Origin of the sequence: Rhizobium sp. NZLR11 (genome assembly GCF_019685115.1) — a bacterium.
Lineage (GTDB): Bacteria > Pseudomonadota > Alphaproteobacteria > Rhizobiales > Rhizobiaceae > Rhizobium.
In genome coordinates this window covers 1-24505 of sequence record NZ_JABDWD010000019.1, presented here as the reverse complement: position 1 = coordinate 24505, position 24505 = coordinate 1, and the positions used below count along the sequence as shown (strand labels likewise).

25 protein-coding genes are annotated in these 24505 nt (G+C 62.6%); 8 read left to right on the top strand and 17 right to left on the bottom strand.

The window, feature by feature from the left end; translation table 11 throughout:
* Positions 1–6: 6 nt before the first annotated feature.
* The 11 genes from HJB83_RS26315 to HJB83_RS26265 all read right to left on the bottom strand — a co-directional run bounded on the left by HJB83_RS26315 (position 7) and on the right by HJB83_RS26265 (position 10445).
* Positions 7–882: an FHA domain-containing protein gene (locus tag HJB83_RS26315; RefSeq protein WP_207585348.1), complete on the bottom strand. Its 876-nt coding sequence runs from the start codon at positions 880–882 to the stop codon at positions 7–9.
* A gap of 2 nt (positions 883–884) precedes the next feature.
* Positions 885–1787: a type II secretion system F family protein gene (locus tag HJB83_RS26310; RefSeq protein ID WP_221132916.1), complete on the bottom strand. Its 903-nt coding sequence runs from the start codon at positions 1785–1787 to the stop codon at positions 885–887.
* Positions 1787–2650 carry a type II secretion system F family protein gene (locus HJB83_RS26305; RefSeq protein WP_221115559.1) on the bottom strand — a complete coding sequence of 288 codons (864 nt, stop codon included), beginning with the start codon at positions 2648–2650 and terminating at the stop codon, positions 1787–1789. The genes HJB83_RS26310 and HJB83_RS26305 overlap by 1 nt, the downstream gene beginning before the upstream one ends.
* A gap of 134 nt (positions 2651–2784) precedes the next feature.
* Complete coding sequence (locus HJB83_RS26300) at positions 2785–4683, bottom strand: ATPase, T2SS/T4P/T4SS family (RefSeq protein WP_207585345.1); 1899 nt, start codon at positions 4681–4683, stop codon at positions 2785–2787.
* A 20-nt stretch (positions 4684–4703) separates the two neighbouring features.
* Positions 4704–5642 (bottom strand): Flp pilus assembly protein CpaB, encoded by a 939-nt coding sequence (locus tag HJB83_RS26295; protein WP_207585344.1) that lies wholly within the window; start codon positions 5640–5642, stop codon positions 4704–4706.
* Positions 5639–6568 (bottom strand): hypothetical protein, encoded by a 930-nt coding sequence (locus HJB83_RS26290; protein ID WP_207585343.1) that lies wholly within the window; start codon positions 6566–6568, stop codon positions 5639–5641. The genes HJB83_RS26295 and HJB83_RS26290 overlap by 4 nt, the downstream gene beginning before the upstream one ends.
* 1 nt (position 6569) lies before the next feature.
* Entirely contained in the window at positions 6570–7250 is a 681-nt protein-coding gene (locus HJB83_RS26285; protein WP_207585342.1) for a TadE/TadG family type IV pilus assembly protein, read from the bottom strand.
* The gene (locus HJB83_RS26280; protein WP_207585341.1) at positions 7222–8865 is read right to left on the bottom strand and encodes a pilus assembly protein TadG-related protein; all 1644 of its coding nucleotides are present in this window, start codon (positions 8863–8865) and stop codon (positions 7222–7224) included. Before HJB83_RS26280 ends, HJB83_RS26285 begins: the two co-directional genes overlap by 29 nt.
* The gene (locus tag HJB83_RS26275; protein ID WP_207585340.1) at positions 8862–9659 is read right to left on the bottom strand and encodes a TadE/TadG family type IV pilus assembly protein; all 798 of its coding nucleotides are present in this window, start codon (positions 9657–9659) and stop codon (positions 8862–8864) included. The genes HJB83_RS26280 and HJB83_RS26275 overlap by 4 nt, the downstream gene beginning before the upstream one ends.
* A 5-nt stretch (positions 9660–9664) precedes the next feature.
* Positions 9665–10228, bottom strand: a complete 564-nt coding sequence (locus HJB83_RS26270; RefSeq protein WP_207585339.1) for a prepilin peptidase — start codon at positions 10226–10228, stop codon at positions 9665–9667.
* 13 nt (positions 10229–10241) lie between these two features.
* Positions 10242–10445 carry a hypothetical protein gene (locus HJB83_RS26265; protein WP_007628054.1) on the bottom strand — a complete coding sequence of 68 codons (204 nt, stop codon included), beginning with the start codon at positions 10443–10445 and terminating at the stop codon, positions 10242–10244.
* A gap of 492 nt (positions 10446–10937) precedes the next feature.
* Between HJB83_RS26265 and HJB83_RS26260 the strand changes: the two genes are divergently transcribed.
* On the top strand, positions 10938–12227 hold the full coding sequence (locus HJB83_RS26260; RefSeq protein ID WP_246762889.1) for a CpaF family protein: 1290 nt from the start codon (positions 10938–10940) through the stop codon (positions 12225–12227).
* 48 nt (positions 12228–12275) lie between these two features.
* Here the strand turns inward: HJB83_RS26260 and HJB83_RS26255 are convergent, their stop codons facing one another.
* The 6 genes from HJB83_RS26255 to HJB83_RS26230 form a co-directional block, all read right to left on the bottom strand.
* On the bottom strand, positions 12276–12599 hold the full coding sequence (locus HJB83_RS26255; RefSeq protein ID WP_207585338.1) for a type II toxin-antitoxin system PemK/MazF family toxin: 324 nt from the start codon (positions 12597–12599) through the stop codon (positions 12276–12278).
* Positions 12596–12820, bottom strand: a complete 225-nt coding sequence (locus HJB83_RS26250; RefSeq protein WP_207585337.1) for an antitoxin MazE family protein — start codon at positions 12818–12820, stop codon at positions 12596–12598. Before HJB83_RS26250 ends, HJB83_RS26255 begins: the two co-directional genes overlap by 4 nt.
* A gap of 131 nt (positions 12821–12951) precedes the next feature.
* Positions 12952–13500 carry a sarcosine oxidase subunit gamma family protein gene (locus tag HJB83_RS26245; protein ID WP_221115555.1) on the bottom strand — a complete coding sequence of 183 codons (549 nt, stop codon included), beginning with the start codon at positions 13498–13500 and terminating at the stop codon, positions 12952–12954.
* Positions 13493–16450 (bottom strand): sarcosine oxidase subunit alpha family protein, encoded by a 2958-nt coding sequence (locus HJB83_RS26240; RefSeq protein ID WP_207585335.1) that lies wholly within the window; start codon positions 16448–16450, stop codon positions 13493–13495. Before HJB83_RS26240 ends, HJB83_RS26245 begins: the two co-directional genes overlap by 8 nt.
* Positions 16447–16728, bottom strand: coding sequence for a sarcosine oxidase subunit delta (locus tag HJB83_RS26235; protein WP_207585334.1), 282 nt, complete (start codon positions 16726–16728; stop codon positions 16447–16449). The genes HJB83_RS26240 and HJB83_RS26235 overlap by 4 nt, the downstream gene beginning before the upstream one ends.
* A 12-nt stretch (positions 16729–16740) precedes the next feature.
* Entirely contained in the window at positions 16741–17991 is a 1251-nt protein-coding gene (locus HJB83_RS26230; RefSeq protein WP_207585333.1) for a sarcosine oxidase subunit beta family protein, read from the bottom strand.
* An 87-nt stretch (positions 17992–18078) separates the two neighbouring features.
* Here HJB83_RS26230 and HJB83_RS26225 point away from each other — a divergent pair, with 87 nt between their 5' ends.
* The 7 genes from HJB83_RS26225 to HJB83_RS26195 form a co-directional block, all read left to right on the top strand.
* Positions 18079–19038, top strand: coding sequence for a GlxA family transcriptional regulator (locus HJB83_RS26225; protein WP_207585332.1), 960 nt, complete (start codon positions 18079–18081; stop codon positions 19036–19038).
* 70 nt (positions 19039–19108) lie between these two features.
* Positions 19109–19792 carry a helix-turn-helix domain-containing protein gene (locus tag HJB83_RS26220; protein WP_207585331.1) on the top strand — a complete coding sequence of 228 codons (684 nt, stop codon included), beginning with the start codon at positions 19109–19111 and terminating at the stop codon, positions 19790–19792.
* An 89-nt stretch (positions 19793–19881) separates the two neighbouring features.
* Positions 19882–20787, top strand: coding sequence for a glutamine amidotransferase family protein (locus HJB83_RS26215; RefSeq protein ID WP_221132915.1), 906 nt, complete (start codon positions 19882–19884; stop codon positions 20785–20787).
* 55 nt (positions 20788–20842) lie between these two features.
* Positions 20843–21529: a GXGXG domain-containing protein gene (locus HJB83_RS26210; protein ID WP_207585329.1), complete on the top strand. Its 687-nt coding sequence runs from the start codon at positions 20843–20845 to the stop codon at positions 21527–21529.
* A 14-nt stretch (positions 21530–21543) separates the two neighbouring features.
* On the top strand, positions 21544–22872 hold the full coding sequence (locus HJB83_RS26205) for an FMN-binding glutamate synthase family protein (RefSeq protein WP_164015812.1): 1329 nt from the start codon (positions 21544–21546) through the stop codon (positions 22870–22872).
* A gap of 79 nt (positions 22873–22951) precedes the next feature.
* Complete coding sequence (gene glnT / locus HJB83_RS26200; RefSeq protein WP_207585328.1) at positions 22952–24259, top strand: type III glutamate--ammonia ligase; 1308 nt, start codon at positions 22952–22954, stop codon at positions 24257–24259.
* A 98-nt stretch (positions 24260–24357) separates the two neighbouring features.
* Positions 24358–24505: ACT domain-containing protein (locus HJB83_RS26195; protein WP_164015810.1), on the top strand; the 148-nt coding region annotated here is incomplete at its 3' end.

The window sequence follows — 24505 nt, the reverse complement described above, 5'->3', positions numbered from 1 at the left end:
CTGCGATCAACGCTTGGCAGGCGGCTTCACGGCCGCTCGCCGCTGCAGCGCAAAACGCGCCGCCGAGCAGTTAATGTCGGGCACGAGATCATAGGTCTGCTGGTAGAGGCTCAGCGCCAGCGTTTTGTTGCCGCGGGTTTCCGAGGCAAGGGCGGCAATTGCGGTGCGTTTGTAGGCCTCGACGATCGGCTCGGCGGCCTTTGCCAGCGCCGCGTCGTCCGACGGTTCGGCCGCCAGCGAAAGGGCAGCATAGGTTGCATCGCCATCGCGGCCGACACGGCCGCCGACGGCGCCGTTGAAGCTTGGTTCGGAGACCTGGCGCATGCGCCGGGCGTTCTTGATGCAGGTCGGGATGCGGGCGGCCTCGGCGTTGATACGCTCGGCGGTCGGTCCGCCCTCGGTGCTGCCGCTATCGGACAGGATCACGTAGCCGATGATGCCGACGATGGCGAGATAGACGACACCCATGCCGGCGAGGAAAGCCGGCTGCTTGAGCAGCGGCTTCTTCGGCTTGTCGTCACCAGTCTTGGATGCCTCCTTCTTCGGCGCCTCCTTGGCCGGCGCCTTCTCCAGAAACTGGAATTCGACATCCTTGCCGAGGCGGAAGCTGTCGCCTGTCTTCAGCGAGGCAGTCTGCAAGAGGGCTTCGCCGCGCAGCATAATCGGGTTCAGCCCCATGCGGCGAATGATGAAGCCGCCGTCGTTCTGTTTTTCGATGCGCGCATGGATCGGCGCCAGAAACGGATCGTCGACGACGATATCGGCATTCGAAGCCCGGCCGATCGACATCTCAGGCCGGTCGAGCACATGGCTGCGGCTCTGGCCGCCGGGTCCGGTCTGCAGAAGGCTGGGTTTGTTTCCGCGAAAGAAGGAAAAGGCCATGATCAGAACATCCCACTCGACATCATCTCGACAATTGCCGGCGCCAGCACCAGAAGCAGGATCGACACGACGATCATCATCGCCGGCATGACGATCTTGGCTTTCAGCTTTTCACTGGCCCTGTCGGCCTTTTCCCAGCGGCGGAAGCGCAGGTCGCGCGCATGTTCGCGCAGAAGCTCGACGCGGTTGCTGCCCTCGACCTCGCCCTGGATCACCGCACGGATGACGCGGATGACCTCCTCGGCAGTCATGCGCCGCTCCAGGCGCTGCAGCGCCTCGACCATGCCGGTGCCGAGCGCCACGTCCTTCAGCGTCTGATCGATCTCTTCGCTCATCACCGTGCCGGGTGCCGCCTCGGCATAAAGCCGCAGGCTTTCCGGCAGGGTCGCCTGCGCCTGCTGCGTCATGACGACGAGATCGAGGAAATAGGGAAATTCGCGCGAAATGCGTTCCTTGCGATCCTGCATCTTGTCGTCGGCGACCACCCAGAAATAGATGGCGGGGATCAGCCCGAGGATCAGACCGGCGACCAGGCCGCCGATGATGCTGCCGCTGGCAATGCCGAACAGCACGCCGAGCAGGACGAAGCCGAAGAGGCTGAGGACAACGAGAAGCGCGATATATTCCCGCCCGGTGACGCCGCCGAACGGCCGGCCGCCATAGATCAGCTTCTGCTCGAGCTTGACGCCGTAATCTTCCAGCAGCGGCTCGAAGTGCAGCAGCACGAATTCGACCGGCGTGCGCATGCCGATGCTGTCGACGATATTCGGCGGCGGGCCATCGCCGCCGCGGGATCGGCGCACCACCTGGATGCTGCCGAGCAGATCGCCGATCCACCAGACGAAGAGGGCCGCGGTAATGCCGGCAAAAACCACCGCAATCGGGGCGAGAGGAATTTGAGACATCAGACCGACACCTTCATCATCGAGCGCATCCAGAAGAAGCCGGTGGCATAGAGAATGGCGCCGACGATCGCGATGACGATGCCGATGGCGTTGCCGAACACCTTGTCGATCAATTCAGGCTGCCCGAAGAAGATCATCAGGATCATGAACAGCGCGCCGCCGTTGACGACGCGGAAATTCATGCGCGCCTGCGACGACGAGGTGGTGATCTTCTGATCGAGCTTCCATATTTCCTTGAAGGATTTCGACATTTCGGTCAGCGGCTCGGAAATATCGCCGCCTTGGCGGGCAAACAGACCGAGGGCCGCATCGACCATCTTGAAGTGCAGGCTCGGCACGGTGCGGGCGTGGCGGTCGAGCGCCTCGACCAGGCCGATGCCGAGCTTCTGTTCGCGGGCGATGCGCTCGAATTCGCGCGAGGCCGGCATCTGGCCGGTATCGGCCACCGCATTGACGGCCACGGCGAGCGGCTTGCCGGTGCGCACCGCCGAGACGATCTGGTCGACGGCATAGGGAAGCTGCGATTCGATCTGCAGCCAGCGCCGGTGCAGGAAGTGGCGGATCACCGCCTTAGGCAGGAACAAGGCGACCGGGATGGCAACGACGATGCCGAAGATCGGCCCGAAGATCAGCGAGACGACGATGAAGACGACGATCGCCGTGATGGCGTAGGCAAGGATCATCGTATACGGCGGAACGGCATCACGCCCAAAGACCTGTGCTGCCTCGCTGGCCAGCGCAATATCACGTTCGGTGGCGCGCAGCAGCGGCGCCGGCCAGTGCACCGGCGCGCCCCAGACGAGCAGCCCCGCCGTCACCGCGCCAAGGGCGACCGTAAAAATCTGCAGAATGCTGATATACATTGCTTCCCCCTCAGAGCAATTCCAGGAAAAGTGCGAAGCGGTTTTCCCAGGCAAACCGCAAAGCCCTTTTGCCGGGAATTGCGTAAAAACAAAAGCTTAGAGCGGTTCTGCGCTTCCGCAAAACCTGAACCGCTCTAAACGAACATATCGAGTTTTTCGATTTCGCCGTCTTCCCCGAACTCGACGAGTTCGGCGACGAAGCTCGGCAGGTAGCCTGTAAAGGCATGCACCGCCTGGCCGCCGGCGCGGCCGACCAGATGGAAGATCGGCTCGACGATGACCAGACCGGTATCCGGATCGATGCCGATCACCTCGGAAATCTCGGTCACCGCACGCCGGCCATTCGCCAGACGGTTGAGCTGGACGACGAGTTCGACGGCGGCGACGATCTGCTGGCGGATCGCCATGACCGGCAGCGAGCTCTGACCCTGCAGCACCATCACCTCAAGCCGGGTCATCATGTCCTGCGGCGTATTGGCATGCGCCGTCGTCATCGAGCCGGCATGGCCGGTGTTCATCGCCTGCAGCATGTCGATCGCCTCGGCACCCCGGCACTCGCCGACGATGATGCGGTCGGGGCGCATGCGCAGCGCGTTGCGCACCAGGTCGCGGATGGTAACGCTGGTTTCGGATTCCGCCGTCTTCGGCCGCGATTGCAGATAGACCACATGGATGCCGTCGAGCTGCAGTTCCGACGTGTCCTCGACGGCAACGACGCGTTCGCCGATCGGGATGAACTGCGACAGGCTGTTCAACAGCGTCGTCTTGCCGGAGCCGGTGCCGCCGGAGACGACGATGTTCTTGCGCGAGCGGACGGCCGCCTCAAGAAAGGCGCGCATCGGCTCGCTGAGCGCGCCGGCGGTAACCAGCTTGCTGATATCGAGACGCGACTTGCCGCCGAACTTGCGGATGGTCAGGCAGGCGCCCTTGACCGCCAGCGGCGGGATCACGGCGTTGACGCGCGATCCATCCGGCATGCGGAAGTCGGCCATCGCCTCGCTCTCGTTGATCGAGCGGTTGGAATCGACGGCGATGCGCTCGATCACCTTCATCAACTGCCGCTCATTGGCAAAGGCGAAGGGATACCGTTCCAGCAGGCCGAATTTTTCGACATAGATCTCGTCATAACGCGTCACCATGATTTCCGAGATGACGTCGAGATCCATCAGCTCCGAGATCGTCCCCCAGCGGTACATCAGCTCCTCGATATTGGAGCGCAGATGCATATGGGCGATCTCGTAGCGGTCGCCGGCGTTGAAGAGGGCCTGGCGGGACTGGAAGGCGGCGCTGAACCGCGTGTCGAGCTGGGCGAAGTCGGCGCGGGTGGATTCGAAATTCAGCTTCAGCTGCAGCGCCGAGATCAGCGCCTTGCCGACGTCGAACAGCCGGCGATTGTCCTGCTCCTCGCGCGATAGGCTTGCGGCATTCGACGAAGCATCGCGCCGCCCGGTGCGGGCAATGCGTTTTGCCAGCCACCGATAGACGGCGTTCTTGATGACGAGGATGACCAGATCCTGCGGCGCACTGTCGAGCGCCTCCTTGATGAACATGTCGAGCCGTTCGCGGATGCGGTTTCGCGTGTCCTCGCGGCCGAAATCGGAGGATTTCACCAGCCGGTCATATTGCGTGTCTTTTAGCAATCGCTCATGGACTTCCATCTGCAGCGCCAGCACCCGCTCCTGGTCCGGAAACTGCGTCACGACTTCGGCGGCCGCGGTCGGCTCGACGAGTTCGATCGTGACGTTCGGCACCCAGATCGACATGCCGGCCGAGATCGCAACCGGCGTGCCGGCCCGAAGCGGCTGGTCGTCGACACGCGTCGGATTGCGGCCGTGATGCTGCACCGACCAGCCCTGACCGGACTTGCGCAGCACGAATTGCGGCGAAGAGACGTGGCTGCCGCGCAGCCGCACGACCCCGGCGCCGGCCGGCAGCGTCAGCGTGCTGCTTTCGCCGACGAAATAGGTCTCATTCGAAGAAAGCGGGATCACCTCCCGGCCGCTGCCATCCTCATAGGAAATCTTCAACAGCATGGCTCACTCCTCCGCGACGGTCACATACGCGTCCAGTTGATGCTCGGCAGTTCCTCGACGGTATTGTCGGCGGGATTGCGCAGCACGAGGTTCAGACTGCCGTTCGACTGGCCCATGGCAAAAATCAGCATTTCGGCTTCCGACGGTGTGACTTCGACGGTCACGTTATTGTACGTGCTGTTGGCCTTGGTAATGGCACCTTCCGCCGTCGTCGCCGCGCCGACGGCCAGCACTTTGACATTCTGCAGGAAGGTGCGGGTGACGACGCGGGTGCGCGAGCTCATGCCGAGTTTATAGTCTTGCGCCTGTTTGCGGTAGGCGTTGACGTCATTCTCGTCGGCCCCTGGATATTGGTTGAGATAGTTCTTCAGCATCTGCTCGGCCGGCGACTGCGGCTGGGCCGGAGCCTGCGGCTGTCCGGCCACAGTCGGGGCTTGTCCGGGCGCGGCAGGCGCCTGGCCGGGGGTTCCCGGCTGGGCTGCAGCGGCAGGTGCGACGGGTTCGACCGGTTCATCGACCGTGCCGAGGATATCGACATAGCTGCCCGGCTCGACGAAGTGGCCGACGGCTGCGGCCGCATTGACGGGAAGGGTGAGCGCCCGCTTGCCGGGCGCGATCATCGTCGTCAGGCGTCCGCCGTCATTATCGTCGAAATACTGGAACAGAAGCACCGAGCCGGCGGGAATGTCGGCGGCGGCCGTCCTGTCCTTCAGCCATTCCTGGTAAGCGCTGGCCGCGGGAACCGCGAGCTTGGCGAGCGCCCCGAAGCTTTCCGGCAGCATGACCGGTTCGGCGAGCATGTCGGGCGTGATCGCTTGACCTCGCGTCACCTTCCTGTCGGGCTGGAGCCGCATGAAGGCATAGGCTACCTGCTCGTTCTTGACGCTCTCGGTCCAGAAGTAGAGCAGAACGCCGGTGATGAGCCCGACGATGACAGCCGCGATGAGCTTCCAGTTCATGGTGTTGTTCCTTCGAGGAAGGGTTGCCTGATTTGAATGACCTCGACGGTCCGGCCGTCGGTCTTGCTGCTGGTGTAGAGAACATTGGCCTCGACGCTGCCGCGCCGGCCATAAAGGGCGGTGACCCCGCCGCGCTCAGCCGGCGGCGCCTCGATGGTGAAGCCGTCACGGGCCAGCAGCTCGGCGCGCGCATCGGCCCAGCGTACGGCCGATAGCCGGCCTTTCGACACGACCGTGCGCGACGTGTGGCCCTTGTCGCGGTCGCCGATATCGCTCAGCACCTCGACGCCGGCCGGCGGACGCAGCGACGGCGGCAGCTTGCTGACATCGGCCGAAGCCGCGAAGGCCGGCAGGGACGAAGCGACGTCCTCGAAGCGGCTCATCAGCACCTCTGTCACCGGCGCATCGGCGGGCCGGCGGATCATGATCGAGACGCCGGGGATCGGTGCTCTCGCCGAGGGATTTGCCGGGTCCTGCCGTCTGAGATAATCGAGGGCTGCCTCGCCGTCGCCGTCGAAGAACCGAACCACCACGGCGAGATCGTCTCGGATGCGGCTGGTCTTCGGGACGATCAGCATGTTGGCGGCAATGACCGCGGTCAGTTCTTGGCTGTCGTTGCTTTTCGGCAGGGCAGGCCGGGTATTGACGGCCAGCACCCGCAGCCATTCGTCGGTGATATCGGAAATGCTGCGATCGCTCTGATAGGGCGTGAATTCGAGCGGCTGGCCGTTGATGACGAGATCGCGCGGCGAACGTTCCGGTGCGCCGAGAATGCCGGCCAGCATCGAATTCAGCGTCGCCCGGAAATCCTTGTAGACCTCCGCATGGCCTGGTTTGGCCACGACCATGGCAGCGAGCCCGATGACGAGCGCCAAACCAGTGAGATGGCCGGCGAAACGGATGGAGATGCGCGCTCCCTGTCTCATCCTATTTCGCTCCCGGAAAGACGCCGTCGAAGAGATCGCCGGAATCGTCGGCCACATCGCGGATTTCCCGGCGCAGTGTCGGGTCATAGCCTCGGCGCGTCGTATTGTTGTTGTGCGAGGCAAACAGCGTTGCGTCGTCCACCGTGAACGCATCCTTCCAGCGGATGCTCCTGATCGTATCGAGGTCGTCGGAATCCCTGAACTTGTAGACCCGGTCGGCCGTCGCGGTGACCAGCTGCGGCTTCTCATTGGCGAGGTCGCCGACCATATCGCCGAAATCGCGACCGTCGCTCTTCAGCGTGTTCTGGACGTCGTCCCAGACAAAGGTGCGCTGAGGGTCGCCGTCGCCTTCATGCGAGGGGGTGCGCGAGCAGCTCATGGCGTCACTTCCGGGCAACGCCGGCAAGGACGGGATTGGAAAGACGTTCGAGAAATCCGACGTACAGTCCAGCCCATTCGCCTCGGCGAAAGCGGCGTTGCGCATGGCAAGCATGGTTCCCACCTTCTTGGTGGAAATCCGGTTTGCGTGGATCATGAAGATCACGATCAGCAGGATGACCGGTGCTGCGAGCACGAATTCGATCGAGGCCAGGCCGCGCCTGTCGCGATGCAGCCGCATCAGCAGGCCGCCGGCCGGCGCGCCGCCGACATGCTCAGTGTGTGTTGACGGCAGCCCAGGCATTGGCTCCTCCCTTGTCGAAGACGCGGGTCAGGCCGGTGAAACTATCGGCGGCCGGGCTCTGCTTGATGGTGTTCGAAACCTCGCCGGTGTCGTCGGCGAGCGTGTCGGGTGCAAGCGATGCGAGCCAGTCCTGGGTGTAGAGATCGAAGGCCGTATAGTTGTGAACCCAGCTCTGCGCGAGCGCATAGGCGGATGGTGTCTTGTCCTTGAAGATGCGGATCTGCAGCCTGGCGCGCGGGGCGCGTGAAACGATCGCCAGCGTCTGGTAGTCGTCGAGTTGTTCGCCGCCAAACGGCGTGAAGTTGAAGGGTATGCGTCCCTTCAGCCAGTAAGGCTTGGGGAAGGAGATGACCGGCAGGTCAACACCCGCCACAGAGATCGCGCCACCCGCCGGGCCGCAGACCTGGTTCCAGATCATGTCGAACTTGCGGGTGAAATCGTTCTCGTCTTTTGTCTGTGAGTCCGAATAGCGCGGCGGCACGTCGATCGGCAGCTGGAAGGGGTTCACGATGCCGAACCCGACACCGAAGACCTTGTCTGCGAGCCAGAAGCTGACATCGAGCGCTGCTTCTTCCAGCCAGCTCAGATCGCCGGCATATTGTTCGACAATCGCTTTGAACGGCACCTTGCTCAGGTAGGCCGGGCCGAAGGCTTCGTAAAAGATGTAGAAGTTCACCAGTGCATTGTCGATGCCACTCTTGTGGTTGACAAAGTCGCGAATATGGCTGCCGTCGACTCCGCCCGCGGTCAGCGGGCCTTTGCCGTTGGGGAAGCCGCGGTTGGCATACTCGCCACGCATCAGAAACGGGTCCTGTCCCTCCGTACCCCTGCTCATCGCAAGGCACATTTCAGCATAGGCCGAGGCGGGATTGATGCCATCGCGATCGACCGGCAGGTTACCGCCCGCACCTTCTCCGGCCTGGTCGCAGGATTCGCACGGCGGATGGAAGACGACATGATCCGACTTGTTCAGGCGCACCAGATGCAGGGCCTCATTGCCGACCCGCTGCGGAAAGCTCTCGACCAGGTAGTCGTTGAGGTCGTTCATCGCGTCGATGATGTCGCTAGACTTCACGATCAGGCCCCAGGGATCATAATCGATCTGTGCTTTTACCGTGTATGCAATCGCAAGACTGGCCTCCGTCGCCCGGAACCCCTGGAAAGCCAGGCAAGCGCCGTAGATGATGCCGCCGACGATCGGGACCTTTTCCCAGCCGGGGCAATAGGGCATCGGCGGAAGCGGCGGCAGAAGCGACGCCGGTCCGAAGCCGTCCGTGAAAGAGTATTCGGCGAGTTTCGCCAGAATGACGCCCGAGCGCAGCGCCAGTTCCGCCGAGGTGAGCTGGAAGGCGACCGAGGTCGCCATGACCACGGTTGCCTGCGAGGAGGCGACGTTGTTCATCGCCATGATGTTGAGATAGCGCGCTTCCCAGTCGGCATGGACCATAGCGGCAGCGTCTGCCGTGTCCTGGGTGCGCTGCTTGTCGTAGATCAACTGTCCCGTATTCAGGATCCATACGATCATCAGGGCGAGCGCGATCGTCATGTAGAGGATGATCGGCGACAGGAAGCCGCGTTCGTCGCGGTGCAGGCGTTTGATCAGGGTCGGCGTCATAGCAGGTTCACCTCCGCCGTCGAGATCGTGTAGTAGCGGCCGTCTTTCCTCTGGCCGCGGGCAAAGACCCAGCCGGCATATTCGAGCAGCAGGAAGCGCGCTTCGACCCTGGCGGTCACCGGCACATGCGGCGAGCGGTTGATGGCGGCATAGAGCGCCATAGGCGCGCGGTCGACGGTCACCGTGACGTTCTGCGGGTCGAACATGTAGCGAGCCTGGTTGCGCATTGCGCGCCAGTTCTTCGAAAGGCCGGAGGCATCGGCAAGGCTTTTCAGCGCCTCTTCCGGCGGCTGACAGGCGCCGACACATTTCAGCTGGTCGTAGGGGGCGGCCGGGATCAATGCCAGGCGGGCGGCAAGATCGGCCTTCCCCGGGGCAGCGTCGTCATCGCAGGTCTTGGCGTCGATGAAGCTCCGGAGGGTGATCGGCAGGGCCGGGCAGAAATAGACCCGGGCACTGCGGGCCGCCGCATAAGCGGCATAATGGGTGAAGAGGTGGTTTTTGGCCAGGATCGCGAATTGGAACACCACGAACATGAAGAAGACGAAGACCGGCGTGACGAGCACGAAATCCATCATCGTCGTGCTGCCGGAGATATCGCCGTGCAGCTCCGATATCCGGCGCCGGCGGGCGGAAAGCCGCGGCAGCAGCAGCATCGAGGCAAGCAAAATCATCGCAATCGCAAAGGTCCCGAAGAGCGCGCCGTGATCCTCAGGGATCCAGAAGGTCCGTGAGTGCAGGATCGAACTCCAGAAGGCACCGTCGAAGATGGGGCGTTCGAGTTCAGCGCGCATTGCCGTTACCTCACGAGTGAAAGAGGGGTGAAATCAGGCATGAAAAGGCACCAGAGAAGTCCGAGAGCGGCAGCAACGCCGAAGCGGACGGTATGATGTGTCTCGCGTGGCTTCAGCACCGAAGCGGCATCGCGGAAACCGGCAGGCAGAAGCAGGGCGAACAATCCGACGGTCCTGGCCAGCACGCTCCACTGAACACGCCGCGCCATCGAGAAGACGGCGATCACGCCGCCGACCATCAGCGATGCAAGCGTCACGTCGATGGCCGGCCAGAGGCCGAGAATGGCGCCGAGCGCCGCCATCAGCTTGACATCGCCGCCGCCGCAGCTTCCGGCTGCGAAGGCGATGATGAAGATCATGCCGGCCGCAATGAGGCCGGCGAAGGCAAGGCCGATCCCGGCCAGACCGCCGCTGACTGCCGCCAGCATGAAGCCGGCAAGCAAGCAGGGATAGGTCACGGCGTTCGGGATGTGACCCTGGCGGTGATCGAGCACCGCCGCGGTCGTGGCGCAGGCGACGGCAAGAGCCGCCGCCGCAGGCATCAGGGTCAGATCATAGGTCGTATCCATGATCCCGGCCCACTTATTGACCCGGCTCGGGAATTCTCTCGGCATCCGAGAGCGCCGTGTTCTTTTCGTTGAACCATTCGCCGATCTGTTTGCCGAATGCGAGCAGGATCAGCATCAGCGGAATGACGATCAGGGCGACGGCGAGAACGATCTGGGCCATGTCGCCGCGCTCGTCCTGGTGAAGTGCAATTGCGAGTGTCTTGAGTTTTCCAAACATCTGCGTATTCCTCGTTCCTAGGGTTGTTTCGGATCGAAGACCTGAGAGAAGATTACCAAGCATACGGTATCGATCCGAACGAGCACGTTGCTCGTTCCAATGATATGTTCTGCTTCAGCTTTTCTTCCCCGGCGGCCAACGCTTGTTGAGCAACACCATTAAGACCCAAGAGTGCGCCCAAGGCCAGCCCTCCGTCAAGCAAACGAAACGAAGGGTTCCAATTGCCTTGGAGGCATGGCGTGGGAAAACGGAGTTGACGCCGGGATTTCGCAACTAACCGATTGAATACGCAGCAGTTTTACCTCAAGAAGGGAAGTCTGCGACGATCTTGTGGCGACTTGTCTACTGCTCCATAATTGGTCAATTCTTTCAAGGTGATAGAAGAAGGCGCCTGCAGGGGTCATCTGGGCTGTCTCAGCGCGACGCGGCCATGGCGTTGCTTGACGATCTGGATTAAGCTTTCCTGCAATGGCGGGTATGATCCGCTAGTCGATCCGGAGAGAAAACGATGGAAACGATGAGCAGCATCTTGATACTTGCATTGGTCCTCATTCCACTGATGATGTTCTTTCCGACCGCGGTCCAGATGATGGCGACATTGTTCGGCATGAGCACGGTTCTTGTGGGGATGCCGCTCTGATGAAGGCCGTTTCCGACGACGCCGCCGAACAGGCGACCTTCCAGGTCCTGACCCGGGCACTGGACAAGCTCTTGGGCCCGATCCGCTTCCTGCTCGATGATCCGAGCGTTTCCGAAATCCTGATCAATGGGACATCCAACATCTTCGTCGAAAGGCGCGGCAAGCTCGAACGCGCCGATACGCGTTTTGCCAGCCGCGAGGACCTGGAATCGGCTGCGCGCAGCATCGCGCAATTCTCCGGCAAGCGACTGACGCCGGAGGAGCCGAGCGTCGAAGCGCGTTTGCCGGATGGCTCGCGCGTGCAGATGATTCAGCCGCCCGCGTCCCGCACCGGGCTCTGCATCTCCATTCGCCGCTTTTTGAAAGAACATCGCAGCATCCGCGACCTCGTCACCCAGGGCAGCCTGACCGAGGGGTCGCTATCGCTGCTGCAGGCGGCCGTCGGGCTGCAGAAGAACGTCATCATTTCCGGCGGCACCGGCACCGGCAAAACGACGATGCTGAACGCGCTGTCGGAGGCCTTTGCCGACCACGAGCGCATCATCGTCATCGAAGACACGTCCGAATTGCAGATCCGCAAGGAACACGTCGTCTATCTCGAAGTCACCAAGCCCGACCGTTTCGGCCGCGGCGGCGCCAGCATCCGCGACCTGTTCCGCTCATCGCTGCGCATGCGGCCCGACCGCGTCATCGTCGGCGAGTGCCGCGGCGGCGAGGCGCTGGATATGATCCAGGCGATGACATCAGGCCATAGCGGCAGCCTTTCGACGGTTCACGCGAACACGCCCTACGACTCCCTGCACCGGCTGGAGACGCTGGCGCTGATGTCGGATATCGACATGCCGCTCCGGCCGCTGCGCGCCCAAATCGCCTCGGCGGTCGACGTCGTCGTGCAGATCGCCCGTTTCAAGCGCACCGGGAGACGCCGGGTGATCGAGATTTCCGAGATCAAGGGCCTGAACAATGACGGCCAATATATCGTCGAGAGCATCTACAAGCTCGAGGGCGACGGCCATTCCAATCCCGACGGCGCATTGCTGTGGACCGGTGTCGTGCCGAGCTTTGCCGCCGATGCGATCGAAGAGCTGCAAGGCGCAGAACGCCCCGAATGGATAGGTGCCGCCGCGCGGGAAACGGCTTGAAGTCCATCGGCGGACGCCGCCTGGTGGAAAGCGAGTTAGGATTTACGGTTAGGCGATACCCAAAAACACGGCGAGCGATCTTGTGACTGCCAAGAGAGCATCGTCTTCCAGGCGACCGATTATCGGCCCAATTCGTTCCCGTTTCACCGACATGCTTTTGTCCACCTTCACCTGCGAGGCTTTGCGCAAACCGCTGAGCGCTGTCGGCTCGATTGTCGGCCGAATGAGCGGCGCGTCGATGAGGGTGCCGGAAATCGGCAGCACGGTAACCGTGCCGGTTGCGTCAAACTGATCCGCCTGGATGATGAGCGCCGGACGCGGTTTGCCGAAATCGCCGGTGATGGCAACGGTTACGATGTCACCGCGCCTCACGCTTCACCATCATGGTCCATGTCGGCGAGAGCGGCATCGAGGAAATCCTGCAAATCGCGATCGCCTGCATCGGCAAGAGCTGTCTGAACGGACTGACGATGGCATTCGTCGGCAAAACCAGGGCGACGGGTATCCGGAACCCATATTTGCACGGGACGCAGTCCAGCGGCCCGCAAAGCCTCGCGGCGCTTTTGAACTCTTTCGTTGACCGGCGTTGCCATGACGAACTCCATTGCCGCGTTACATGTAACATAAGAACCCGGTATTGCCATGTCAATCTGCCGGCGGTCAGGGCTGCGCGGACATCTGGAGAGAGATGCAATGCGCTCGGTATTGGCGGGAAGGACGGCCCTTATACGCCGCCATCCTTTTCGGCACTCGCCGCCATATGGGTGAGTTCGTCCCAGAGACTTTCGGCGAAGCTGCGCAGAACCGTCAGCTCGAAGCTGTCATCGCCGGTGCGGGCGATCTGCACCGAGAGATGACCGACCATCGCCATCGCCGAACGACCTTCCGGGAAGATGGCAGGATCGAGATCGACGGCGGTGCCCTTTGCAAGAAGCAGCCGCGAAGACCGGCCGGAAACGCCGATGCGGACACGTCCGTGGCTTTGGTCCATGACGAAGGCTTTTCCGGCAAGCGCTGCCGTAAGAGTATCGAGACCGGCGGGCGTAAGCGGCTCGTCGCCGGCGACGAACCATTGCCGGAAGCCGGCCTTGCGGATCGAACTGTTTGCAAAGCCGGCTTTGACCAGTTCGGCGGCAAGTGCCGCCGGCTCGATCGTGCCCAGTACGTGTAGCAGATGGCCTTCCGGCAAGGCTTCCAGCCGGATGTCTGCCGCTGAGATACCGGCATATGCTGCCCCGGCGAGAACCGGTCTGTGCTGAGGAAGATCAAGCATGGAGCTTCTCGTTTTCAGGATCGACGAAGACAGGATGGCAGAGCACCGCATCGGTATATTCGTTGCGCAGGCCGTTCCAGACCGTCACCTTTTCACCGATGCGCTCCGGCCCGCGCCTGACCAGAGCCAGGCCGATCGTATGGCCGAGCGTCGGCGAGAATGCGCTTGATGTGACGTAGCCCTGGTCGTTTTCGAGCGTCGCTGCATCAGCCTCGACAAGGATATGCGAGCCGGTGCGAAAGCCGCTTGCCGGATTGAGCGGCTTGACGCCGACGAGGCGCGGCCGTTCCGGGTCCTGCAGGCCTTCGCGGGCGAGCATCGCCTTGCCGATGAAATCCGGCTTGGTCGATGACACCATGCGGCCGAAGCCAAGATCGCCTGGTGTGACCGTGCCGTTGATCTCGGCATGGGTGACATGGCCTTTCTCGATGCGCAGAACGCCGAGCGCTTCGGTGCCATAGGCGCAGATGCCGTGTTTCTCGCCCGCCGCCATGATCGCGTCGGCAACGTCCTCGCCGTAACCGGCCGGCACCGCAAGCTCGTAGGCGAGTTCGCCCGAGAAGGAGATGCGGAAGAGCCGGCCTTCGAGGCGGCCGCCGAACAGCGAAACCTTTCGGGCGCTCATGAACGGGAAGGCCGCATCCGATAGATCCTCGTCGACGATCTCCGAAAGGATGGCGCGCGACTTCGGCCCGGCAACGGCCATCTGCGCCCATTGATCGGTCGACGAGGCGAAGCAGACGTCGAGTTCCGGCCATAGCGTCTGGGCGCAAAATTCGAGATGGGTGAGCACGCCGGCGGCAAGCGCCGTCGTCGTCGTCATGAAGAAATGCTCGTCGCTGAAGCGGCTGGTGGTGCCGTCGTCATAGATGAAGCCGTCCTCGCGTAGCATGATGCCATAACGCGCCTTGCCGACGGCAAGCTTGGCGAAGCCGTTGCAATAGATGCGGTCGAGGAAGGCCGCGGCATCGCGGCCGAAGATTTCGATCTTGCCGAGGGTCGAGACGTCGCAGAGGCCGGCATTCCTCCGGATGTTCAGCACTTCGCGATCGACGCTGTCGCGCCATGTCGTTTCGCCGGCGCGCGGGAACCAGGAGGAACGGTACCAGAGGCCGGTTTCGACGAAGACCGCGCCGTTCTTCTCAGCCCAGCCATGCAGCGGCGATTTGCGCCCCGGCTGGAAATGTTTGCCGCGCGATGTCCCGGTCAAAGCACCGAAGGAGACCGGCGTATAGAAGGGCCGGAAGGTTGTCGTTCCCACCTCGGCCGGCGACACGCCGCGCGCCTCGGCCAGGATGCCGATGGCGTTGATGTGGGAAAGCTTGCCCTGGTCGGTCGCCATGCCGCTCGTCGTATAACGCTTGGCGAGCTCGACATGGCCGTAGCCTTCGCGCACGGCAAGGCCGAGATCCTTGAGATGCACGTCGTTCTGATAATCGACGAAAGCCTTGCCCTTCGAACCCTTGACCGACCAGAGCGGCTTTGCCGGGGCAACCGTCTCGGAAGCTACGGCAAAGGCCGGTTCCGCCGCTGTGAAGCCAATCGCCTTCAACGCGGCAGCTGCCTTTGCGGCGCCATCACCGAGGCAGGCCGCGGTTTCGGCAAGACCGGCAGCCGAGCCGGCAACGGCAAGACCGTCCTGTCCGGCCGGCGCCAGAAACGCCGCGGTCTCGTCCGACCATTGCGGCTTGCCGCCGCGATGGCAGGCAAGATGGATGATCGGGCTCCAGCCGCCCGACATGGCAAGCGCATCGGCGTCGATGCGGCGGGTGCCGTTTGCGGTTTCGACGCTGACGCCGTTGAGGCGCTGGCCACCAAACGCGTCGATCACCCGGGCGCCCTTCAGCACCTCGGCGCGGCCCTGCCAGCCCTTGCCCGCATCGGCGCGGCTGTCGACGATCGCCGCGACCTGAAGGCCGGCGGCTTCAAGGTCGGCGGCGGTGCGGTAACCAGAATCGTCGGTGGTGAAGATTACCGTGCTTTTGCCTGGGGCCACTGCCTGCCGGTTGAGATAGCTGCGCATGGCGCCGGCCATCATCACGCCGGGAATATCGTTGCCGCCGAAGACCAGGGGCCGCTCCTCGGCGCCTGTCGCCAGGATCGCCTGGCGGGCGACGATGCGCCACAAGCGTTCGACCGGACGGTCCGGATCGGGCATCGCCACATGCTTCTGCACCCGTTCGACGGCGCCGAAAACATTATCGTCGTACCAGCCGAACACGGTCATGCGCGGCAGGCGGCGCACATTCGAAAGCCCTTCCAGCTCTGCCAGCAGCTCGCCGAGAAGCATGTCTGCCGGCTTGCCCTCGATCGTGCCGCTATCGGAAAGCAGGCTGCCGCCGAGTTCGGGCCCTTCGTCGGCGAGGATGACGCGGGCGCCGGCGCGGCCGGCGGTGAGTGCCGCGGCAAGGCCGGCAGCACCGGCGCCGATCACCAGCAGATCGCAATGCGCCCAGCATTTCTCGTAGGCATCGGGATCGGCCTCATAGGAGGCTCTGCCGAGGCCCGCCGCTTTGCGGATCACCGGCTCGTAGAGCTTTTCCCACAGCGCCGCCGGCCACATGAAGGTCTTGTAGTAGAAGCCGGCGCTGAGGAAGGGCGAGAGCAGCCCGTTGACGGCGCCGACATCGAAACCGAGCGAGGGCCAGCGGTTCTGGCTCTTGGCCGCCAGCCCCTGGTGAAGCTCGATCATCGTCGCGCGCGTATTGGGCTCGGTTCGGCCGCCGCTGCCTGTCGTGACCAGCGCGTTCGGTTCGGCAGCCCCGGCTGTCAGGATACCGCGCGGGCGGTGGTATTTGAAACTGCGGCCGACGAGTTGGATGCCGTTGGCAAGCAGCGCCGAGGCGAGCGTATCACCCGGATGGCCTGCGAGCGCCTTGCCGTCGAAAGTGAAGCCGAGTGTCGTGGCGCGGTCGATGCGCCCGCCGGAGGAAAGACGGAAGCTCGTCATGCCAGGTCCCCGCCAAGCTTCGAAAGCGCGGCATCCCTGACGCCATGAACCACATGGGTGACGGTATCACGTTCGACGATCAGCCAGCGGCGGCATCCAGAGGAATGGTGCCAGTATTCGCTGTGGCTGCCACGCGGATTGTCGCGCAGATAGACATAGTCGAACCAGGCCTCCACGCCGGCATCCGGCGCCGGTCTGATAAGGCCGGCATCGCCGCGGATCGAGAATTCCTCCTTGGGCCGGGCGCCGCAATGGGGACATGAAATCAGGCTTGCCATCGTCAAATGTCCTCAGTGCAGATTGGGCTGGGCGCCGACGCCCTTTTCGTCGATCGGATAGCCGCGGGCGAACCGGTCGAGCCGGAAGGCGCGGGCCGTCTGATGCGGCGTGTTGCGGGCGATCAGATGGGCGTAGCAGAAGCCGGAGGCGGGCGTCGCCTTGAAGCCGCCGTAACACCAGCCGGCATTGAGATAGAGATTGTCGATATGGGTGCGGTCGATGATCGGCGAGCCATCCATGCTCATGTCCATCACCCCGCCCCATGAGCGCAGGTAACGCACCCGCGACAGGGAAGGGATCATCGCCAGCCCGGCTTCGGCGACATGCTCGACCGAGGCCAGATTGCCGCGCTGGGCATAGGAATTATAACCGTCGATATCGCCGCCGAAGACGAGCCCGCCCTTGTCCGACTGGGAGACGTAGAAATGGCCGGCGCCGAAGGTGACGACATTGTCTATGAAGGGTTTCAGCCCTTCGGAGACGAAGGCCTGCAGCACATGGCTTTCGATCGGCAGGCGAAGGCCGGCCATGTCGGCGACGACGGTGGAATTGCCGGCCGCCGCCAGCGCCAACTTGCCGCAGCCGATGAAGCCCCTGCTGGTCTCGACGCCGGTAACCTTACCGTTTTCGCTGCGGATGCCGGTCACCTCGCACTGGGTGATAATATCGACGCCGCGGCTGTCGGCGCCGCGCGCATAACCCCAGGCGACCGCATCGTGGCGTACCGTGCCGCCGCGCGGTTGGTACAAAGCGCCCATCAGCGGGAAACGGGCATTGTCGAAATCGAGGAAGGGCAGTTTTTTGCGCACCGCCTGTCGGTCGAGAAGCTCGGCATCGACGCCGTGCAGCCGCATGGCGTTGCCGCGGCGCGTATAGGCATCCCGCTGCGCGTCGGAATGGAAGAGGTTGAGGACGCCGCGCTGCGAGACCATGGCGTTGAAGTTGAAGTCCTGCTCCAAGCCTTCCCACAGCTTCATCGACAGTTCGTAGAAGGGATTGTTGCCGGGCAGCAGGTAGTTCGAGCGAATGATCGTCGTGTTCCTGCCGACGTTGCCGGAGCCGAGATACCCCTTTTCAAGGACGGCGACATTGGTGATGCCGAATTCCTTGGCAAGATAATAGGCGGTGGCAAGGCCGTGACCGCCGCCGCCGACGATGATGACGTCGTAATGCGGCTTCGGCGCCGGATCGCGCCACGCGGGCGCCCAGCTTTTGTTGCCGCGAAGGCCGTTGAGAAAGATCGAAAGAGCGGAATAGCGCATGGGTCAATCCGATAAGAACCGCTGCATGATGCCAGAAAGAGCACGATCGACTTGCGCAATAAGGACATGAATGGTTAGAAAAGAGACATGTCCTCCACCGATAGTAAAAATGTCCAGGAGATCGGCTTCATCCTGATCCCCGGATTCGCGCTGATGTCCTATGCCTCGGCGACCGAGCCGTTGCGGGCGGCAAACCTTCTGGCCGGGCGCGAAATCTATCGCCTGTCGATCTTTTCGCCGGACGGGGAGCCGGCGCGCTCCTCCTCGGGCGTCAGCGTGCCCGCAGAACCGCTTCCGGCCAGGGGTTCCGGCCTCGGCACGGCCTTCGTCTGCGCCGGCGGCTTGCCGCGCGACTGGCGTTATCCCGGCGTGCTTGCCTGTCTGCGGCAGTTATCGCGCGAAGGTGTGAGGATCGGCGGCATTTCGGGCGGGCCCTATCTGATGGCCGCGGCCGGACTGCTGGCCGGCCGCGATTTTACCATCCACTGGGAACATGCGGCCGCCCTTCTCGAGGCTTTTCCCGATCTGTCGCCGCGCCAGGCGCGCTTCATGATCGACGGCAACCGGATCACCTGCGGCGGCGGTATCGCGCCGCTCGACATGATGCATGTGCTGATCGCCGAGCGCATGGGACCGGATTTTGCCCGCCGCGTCAGCGACTGGTATCTTCACACAGAGGTCAACGAGCCCGCCGCCCCCCAGCGCGCGTCGCTCGCCGAACGCTACGGCGTCCACCATCCCGGTCTGCTCAGCGTTCTCGAACGGATGGAGGAGACGATCGAGATGCCGCTCGACCGCGCCGCCATGGCGCGCATCGCCGGCGTCACCGTCCGCCATCTCGACCGGCTCTTTTCCGCCCATCTTAAGACCAGCTTCCTCGATCAGTATCATAGGATCAGGCTGCAGCATGCCCATCGCCTGCTGAAGCAGAGCCCGCTTTCCGTCTCGGAGATCGCTGTCGCCACCGGCTTTTCCAGTCTTAGCCACTTTTCCCGGATGTTCCGCACAGTCTACGGCATCGCGCCGCGTGAGGCGCGGCGCGAATAGGTTTTCTTCACGGTTGAGAAAATTTCACTAGGGCGATAGGGTTGCCTCTTAACAACGCGAAGGCGGCAGCATGAAATCCAAGCTTGAAGCGGCGAAGCAACTGGAACAGGCGCAGAGCGAACGCGCTCCCTTTTCCCAGGATCCACACGCTGTTCGCGAGCCGAAGGAAAACAACCTCGAAATGGCGATCGGCCATGAGGTGCGCGCCTACCGCAAGAAACTCGGCATCACGGTCACCGATCTGGCGGCCGCGACCGGCATTTCGCTCGGCATGCTGTCGAAGATCGAGAACGGCAACATCTCGCCGTCGCTGACGACGCTGCAATCGCTGTCGCGGGCGCTGGGCGTGCCGATGACCGCCTTTTTCCGCCGCTTTGAGGAACCGCGCAATGCCGTCTTCGTCAAGGCGGGGCAGGGCATCGAGCTCGAACGGCGCGGCACGCGCGCCGGCCATCAATATAATCTGCTCGGCCATATCGACAATAATACCAGCGGCGTCATCGTCGAACCCTATCTCATCACCCTGACGGCCGATTCCGACACCTTCCCAACCTTCCAGCACGAGGGCATGGAATTTCTCTACATGCTCGAAGGCGAGGTCATCTACCGCCATGGCGATCAGCTTTTCCAGATGCAGCCGGGCGACAGCCTGTTCTTCGATGCCGATGCGCCGCATGGGCCGGAACAACTGGTGGAACTGCCGAGCAAATACCTCTCGATCATCAGCTATCCACAGCAGAACTCCAGAAGCTGACTTGCCTTAAAAGAAAAATTTATTCTTCCTAGTTGAAGTCGACAAATAGTCCTGCTAGTCCTTTCTCACCATGAACGGAGGCACACGCTATGTGCGGCATTGTTGGATTGTTCCTCAAGGACAAGAGCCTTGAACCTCAGCTGGGAAATCTGCTCTCGGATATGCTGATCACCATGACGGATCGCGGACCGGACTCAGCCGGCATCGCAATCTATGGCGGCTCCACCGAGGGAAAAGCGAAAATTACCATCCAGTCCGCCAATCCCAGCGTGGACTTCGAAGGCCTCGCCGGTGACCTTGCGAAGGCCGGCATCAAAGCCGACGTGTCGATCAAGAGCACACATGCGGTCATCGAGCTTGATGCCTCCAAGCTTGGAACCGTGCGCAAGGCGCTCGAAGAGATCCGCCCGACGGTCCGTCTGATGGGATCGGGCGAAAGCGTCGAGATTTACAAGGAAATCGGTCTTCCGAAAGATGTCGTGAAGCGGTTCGATGTCCGCGCCATGAGCGGCACCCACGGCATTGGCCATACCCGCATGGCGACGGAATCCGCGGTCACCACGCTCGGCGCCCATCCGTTCTCGACCGGCGCCGACCAGTGCCTGGTGCACAACGGCTCGCTGTCCAACCACAACAACCTGCGCCGCGAACTGGTTCGTGAAGGCATGACCTTCGAGACGCAGAACGATTCCGAAGTCGCCGCCGCCTATCTGACGGCCGAAATGGCCAAAGGCAAGGATCTCGGCCAGGCATTGACCGGCGCGCTCGATGATCTCGACGGCTTCTTCACCTTCGTCGTCGGCACCAAGTCCGGCTTCGGGGTGGTGCGCGACCCGATCGCTTGCAAGCCCGCCGTCATGGCCGAGACCGACCAGTATGTCGCCTTCGGCTCGGAATACCGCGCGCTGGTCAACCTTCCCGGCATCGAGAACGCCCGTGTCTGGGAGCCGGAGCCGGCCACCGTTTACTTCTGGGATCACGACAAGGCCGCCTGAGGGGCGCCTGAATGCAGGAGCGGCTCAAACCGTCTCCCGGACCAACGAGGATGCAATGCCGACATTCGATCTTTCCAACACCCCTCTTCGCGAACTGAACAGCGCGCTGCACGCCCTTTCCAAGGGTGCCAACGACACTGAATTCGAAGTCATCAACCCGCGCGGCAGTCATTCCGTTGCCGTTGGTATCGACAGCCCCGTCACGGTCGCCGTTAAGGGATCGGTTGGCTATTACTGCGCCGGCATGAATGACGGCGGCAGGGTCACGGTTCATGGCTCGGCCGGTCCGGGCGTTGCCGAAAACATGATGTCGGGCACTGTCGTCATCGAGGGCGACGCCAGCCAGTATGCCGGTGCCACCGGCCGCGGCGGCCTGCTCGTCATCAAGGGCAATGCGGCGTCGCGCTGCGGCATTTCGATGAAGGGCATCGACATCGTCGTTCACGGCAGCATCGGCCACATGTCGGCCTTCATGGGACAGTCCGGCCATCTCGTCGTGCTCGGCGACGCCGGCGATGCGCTGGGGGATTCGCTCTACGAAGCCAAGCTTTTTGTCCGCGGCGAGGTCAAGAGCCTCGGCTCCGACTGCATCGAGAAAGAGATGAGGCCGGAGCATCTGGAAAAGCTTGCCGAGTTGCTCGACAAAGCAGGCGTGACTGACGTCAGGCCCGAAGAGTTCAAGCGCTACGGCTCGGCTCGCAAGCTCTACAATTTCAACATCGACAACGCCGACGCGTACTGAAGCGAGGGACACCCATGAGCTATCACAATCCTTATACCCCGCCACGCAAGTCCGCGACGTTCGATGACTATACGCTTGCAGAAATCCGCCGCGCGGCGGCGACCGGTATCTATGACATTCGCGGTGCCGGCACCAAGCGCAAGGTTCCGCATTTCGACGATCTGCTGTTTCTCGGCGCCTCGATCTCGCGCTATCCGCTCGAAGGTTATCGGGAAAAGTGCGACACGACAGTCGTCCTCGGCTCACGTTTCGCTAAGAAGCCGATCACGCTCAAGACGCCGATCACCATTGCGGGCATGAGCTTCGGCGCGCTGTCCGGCAATGCCAAGGAAGCGCTCGGTCGCGGTGCGACCATCGCCGGCACCTCGACCACGACAGGCGACGGTGGCATGACCGATGAGGAACGCGGCCATTCGCAGACGCTGGTCTACCAATATCTGCCCTCCCGCTACGGTATGAACCCGAAAGACCTGCGCCGCGCCGATGCCATCGAAGTCGTAGTCGGCCAGGGCGCCAAACCCGGCGGCGGGGGCATGTTGCTCGGCCAGAAGATCTCCGACCGCGTTGCCAATATGCGCAACCTGCCGAAGGGCATCGACCAGCGCTCGGCCTGCCGCCATCCCGACTGGACCGGCCCCGATGATCTGGAAATCAAGATCATGGAGCTGCGCGAAATCACCGATTGGGAAAAGCCGATCTACGTCAAGGTCGGTGGCGCGCGTCCCTATTACGACACCGCCCTTGCCGTGAAGGCGGGTGCCGACGTCGTCGTGCTCGACGGTATGCAGGGCGGCACGGCGGCGACGCAGGACGTCTTCATCGAGAATGTCGGCATGCCGACACTCGCCTGTATTCGTCCGGCCGTCCAGGCGCTGCAGGATCTCGGCATGCATCGCAAGGTGCAGCTGATCGTTTCGGGCGGCATCCGTTCCGGCGCCGACGTCGCCAAGGCGCTGGCGCTCGGCGCCGACGCGGTCGCCATCGGCACGGCGGCACTCGTCGCCATCGGCGATAATGATCCGCACTGGGAAGAGGAATATCAAAAGCTCGGCACGACGGCCGGCGCCTATGACGACTGGCATGAAGGGAAGGATCCGGCCGGCATCACCACCCAGGATCCGGAGCTCGCAAAACGCCTCGACCCGATTGCGGCCGGTCGCCGCCTTGCCAACTATCTCAAGGTCATGACGCTCGAGGCGCAGACGATCGCGCGTGCCTGCGGCAAGAACCACCTGCATAACCTCGAGCCGGAAGACCTCGTTGCATTGACGATCGAGGCATCGGCCATGGCGCAAGTGCCGCTCGCCGGCACCAACTGGATCCCCGGCAAGACCGGTTTCTAAAAAACACCGGCCGGGCGCGTTTGGGAGGATGCGACCGGCTTCATCATCAAGTGTCTAAGATCAATACAAGGGGACAAACGTGACACTGGACCTCTCGCAATACGCCTCCGAAAAAGGCATCAAATATTTCATGATCAGCTACACCGACCTGTTCGGCGGCCAACGCGCCAAGCTGGTCCCGGCGCAAGCCATTGCCGATATGCAGAAAGACGGCGCCGGCTTCGCGGGCTTTGCAACCTGGCTCGATCTGACGCCGGCCCATCCCGACCTGTTCGCGGTTCCCGATGCGTCCTCCGTCATCCAGCTCCCATGGAAGAAAGACGTCGCATGGGTCGCAGCCGACTGCGTGATGGACGATCAGCCTGTCGAACAGGCACCACGTGTGCTCTTGAAAAGGCTGGTTGCTGAGGCTGCGAAAGAAGGGCTGCGGGTAAAAACCGGTGTGGAGCCCGAGTTCTTTCTGATCTCTGCGGATGGTTCGGTGATTTCGGACCAGTTCGATACCGCCGAAAAGCCCTGCTACGATCAGCAGGCAGTGATGCGTCGCTACGATGTGATCGCCGAGATCTGCGACTACATGCTCGAGCTCGGCTGGAAGCCCTATCAGAACGACCACGAGGATGCCAACGGCCAGTTCGAGATGAACTGGGAATATGACGACGCGCTTCAGACCGCAGACAAGCACTCCTTCTTCAAGTTCATGGTCAAGTCGGTCGCCGAAAAGCATGGCCTTCGCGCCACCTTCATGCCGAAGCCCTTCAAGGGCCTGACCGGAAATGGCTGCCACGCCCACATCTCGGTTTGGGACATCGATGGCAAGGTCAACGCCTTCGCCGACAAGGAAATGGCCTTTGGGCTCTCGGCTCAGGGTAAGACGTTCCTCGGCGGCATCATGAAACATGCCTCTGCGCTTGCCGCGGTCACCAATCCGACGGTCAATTCCTACAAGCGCATCAACGCGCCGCGCACCACATCGGGCGCCACCTGGTCGCCGAACACCGTGACCTGGACCGGCAACAACCGCACCCACATGGTGCGCGTGCCGGGACCGGGACGTTTCGAGCTGCGCCTGCCGGACGGGGCTGTTAATCCCTACCTGCTGCAGGCGATCATCATCGCCGCCGGCCTTAACGGCATCCGCAGTCAGGCAGACCCCGGCCGCCACTACGATATCGACATGTATGCCGAGGGGCATCTGGTGAAGGACGCGCCGCGCCTGCCCCTCAACCTGCTCGATGCGCTACGCGCCTACGATGCCGACGAGGGCCTGAAGCAGGCGATGGGGGCAGAATTTTCCTCCGCCTACCTGAAGCTCAAGCATCGGGAATGGAATGCCTACTGCTCGCATTTCACCCAGTGGGAACGCGACAGCACGCTCGACATCTGAGCGGCCGACCGATGTCTTCGAAGACCGCCGACACGCCGGGCTGACAAGCTCGGCGTGATCGCATCCTCGGCACCTGATCTCGTGAAGGAAAAGACAGCATGAAAAACGTCGTACTCACCGTATCCTGCAAGTCGACGCGCGGCATCGTGGCGGCGATTTCGAGTTATCTGGCCGACAAGGGCTGCAACATCATCGACAGCTCGCAGTTCGACGATCTCGATACCGGCAAGTTCTTCATGCGCGTCA

Excerpts from the sequence above, each read along its gene's own strand:
- HJB83_RS26315 (WP_207585348.1), bottom strand. The coding sequence starts at position 882 with ATGGCCTTTTCCTTCTTTCGCGGAAACAAACCCAGCCTTCTGCAGACC.
- HJB83_RS26310 (WP_221132916.1), bottom strand. The coding sequence starts at position 1,787 with ATGTCTCAAATTCCTCTCGCCCCGATTGCGGTGGTTTTTGCCGGCATT.
- HJB83_RS26305 (WP_221115559.1), bottom strand. The coding sequence starts at position 2,650 with ATGTATATCAGCATTCTGCAGATTTTTACGGTCGCCCTTGGCGCGGTG.
- HJB83_RS26300 (WP_207585345.1), bottom strand. The coding sequence starts at position 4,683 with ATGCTGTTGAAGATTTCCTATGAGGATGGCAGCGGCCGGGAGGTGATC.
- HJB83_RS26295 (WP_207585344.1), bottom strand. The coding sequence starts at position 5,642 with ATGAACTGGAAGCTCATCGCGGCTGTCATCGTCGGGCTCATCACCGGC.
- HJB83_RS26290 (WP_207585343.1), bottom strand. The coding sequence starts at position 6,568 with ATGAGACAGGGAGCGCGCATCTCCATCCGTTTCGCCGGCCATCTCACT.
- HJB83_RS26285 (WP_207585342.1), bottom strand. The coding sequence starts at position 7,250 with ATGCCTGGGCTGCCGTCAACACACACTGAGCATGTCGGCGGCGCGCCG.
- HJB83_RS26280 (WP_207585341.1), bottom strand. The coding sequence starts at position 8,865 with ATGACGCCGACCCTGATCAAACGCCTGCACCGCGACGAACGCGGCTTC.
- HJB83_RS26275 (WP_207585340.1), bottom strand. The coding sequence starts at position 9,659 with ATGCGCGCTGAACTCGAACGCCCCATCTTCGACGGTGCCTTCTGGAGT.
- HJB83_RS26270 (WP_207585339.1), bottom strand. The coding sequence starts at position 10,228 with ATGGATACGACCTATGATCTGACCCTGATGCCTGCGGCGGCGGCTCTT.
- HJB83_RS26265 (WP_007628054.1), bottom strand. The coding sequence starts at position 10,445 with ATGTTTGGAAAACTCAAGACACTCGCAATTGCACTTCACCAGGACGAG.
- HJB83_RS26250 (WP_207585337.1), bottom strand. The coding sequence starts at position 12,820 with ATGGCAACGCCGGTCAACGAAAGAGTTCAAAAGCGCCGCGAGGCTTTG.
- HJB83_RS26245 (WP_221115555.1), bottom strand. The coding sequence starts at position 13,500 with ATGCTTGATCTTCCTCAGCACAGACCGGTTCTCGCCGGGGCAGCATAT.
- HJB83_RS26240 (WP_207585335.1), bottom strand. The coding sequence starts at position 16,450 with ATGACGAGCTTCCGTCTTTCCTCCGGCGGGCGCATCGACCGCGCCACG.
- HJB83_RS26235 (WP_207585334.1), bottom strand. The coding sequence starts at position 16,728 with ATGGCAAGCCTGATTTCATGTCCCCATTGCGGCGCCCGGCCCAAGGAG.
- HJB83_RS26230 (WP_207585333.1), bottom strand. The coding sequence starts at position 17,991 with ATGCGCTATTCCGCTCTTTCGATCTTTCTCAACGGCCTTCGCGGCAAC.
- HJB83_RS26225 (WP_207585332.1), top strand. The coding sequence starts at position 18,079 with ATGTCCTCCACCGATAGTAAAAATGTCCAGGAGATCGGCTTCATCCTG.
- HJB83_RS26220 (WP_207585331.1), top strand. The coding sequence starts at position 19,109 with ATGAAATCCAAGCTTGAAGCGGCGAAGCAACTGGAACAGGCGCAGAGC.
- HJB83_RS26215 (WP_221132915.1), top strand. The coding sequence starts at position 19,882 with ATGTGCGGCATTGTTGGATTGTTCCTCAAGGACAAGAGCCTTGAACCT.
- HJB83_RS26210 (WP_207585329.1), top strand. The coding sequence starts at position 20,843 with ATGCCGACATTCGATCTTTCCAACACCCCTCTTCGCGAACTGAACAGC.
- HJB83_RS26205 (WP_164015812.1), top strand. The coding sequence starts at position 21,544 with ATGAGCTATCACAATCCTTATACCCCGCCACGCAAGTCCGCGACGTTC.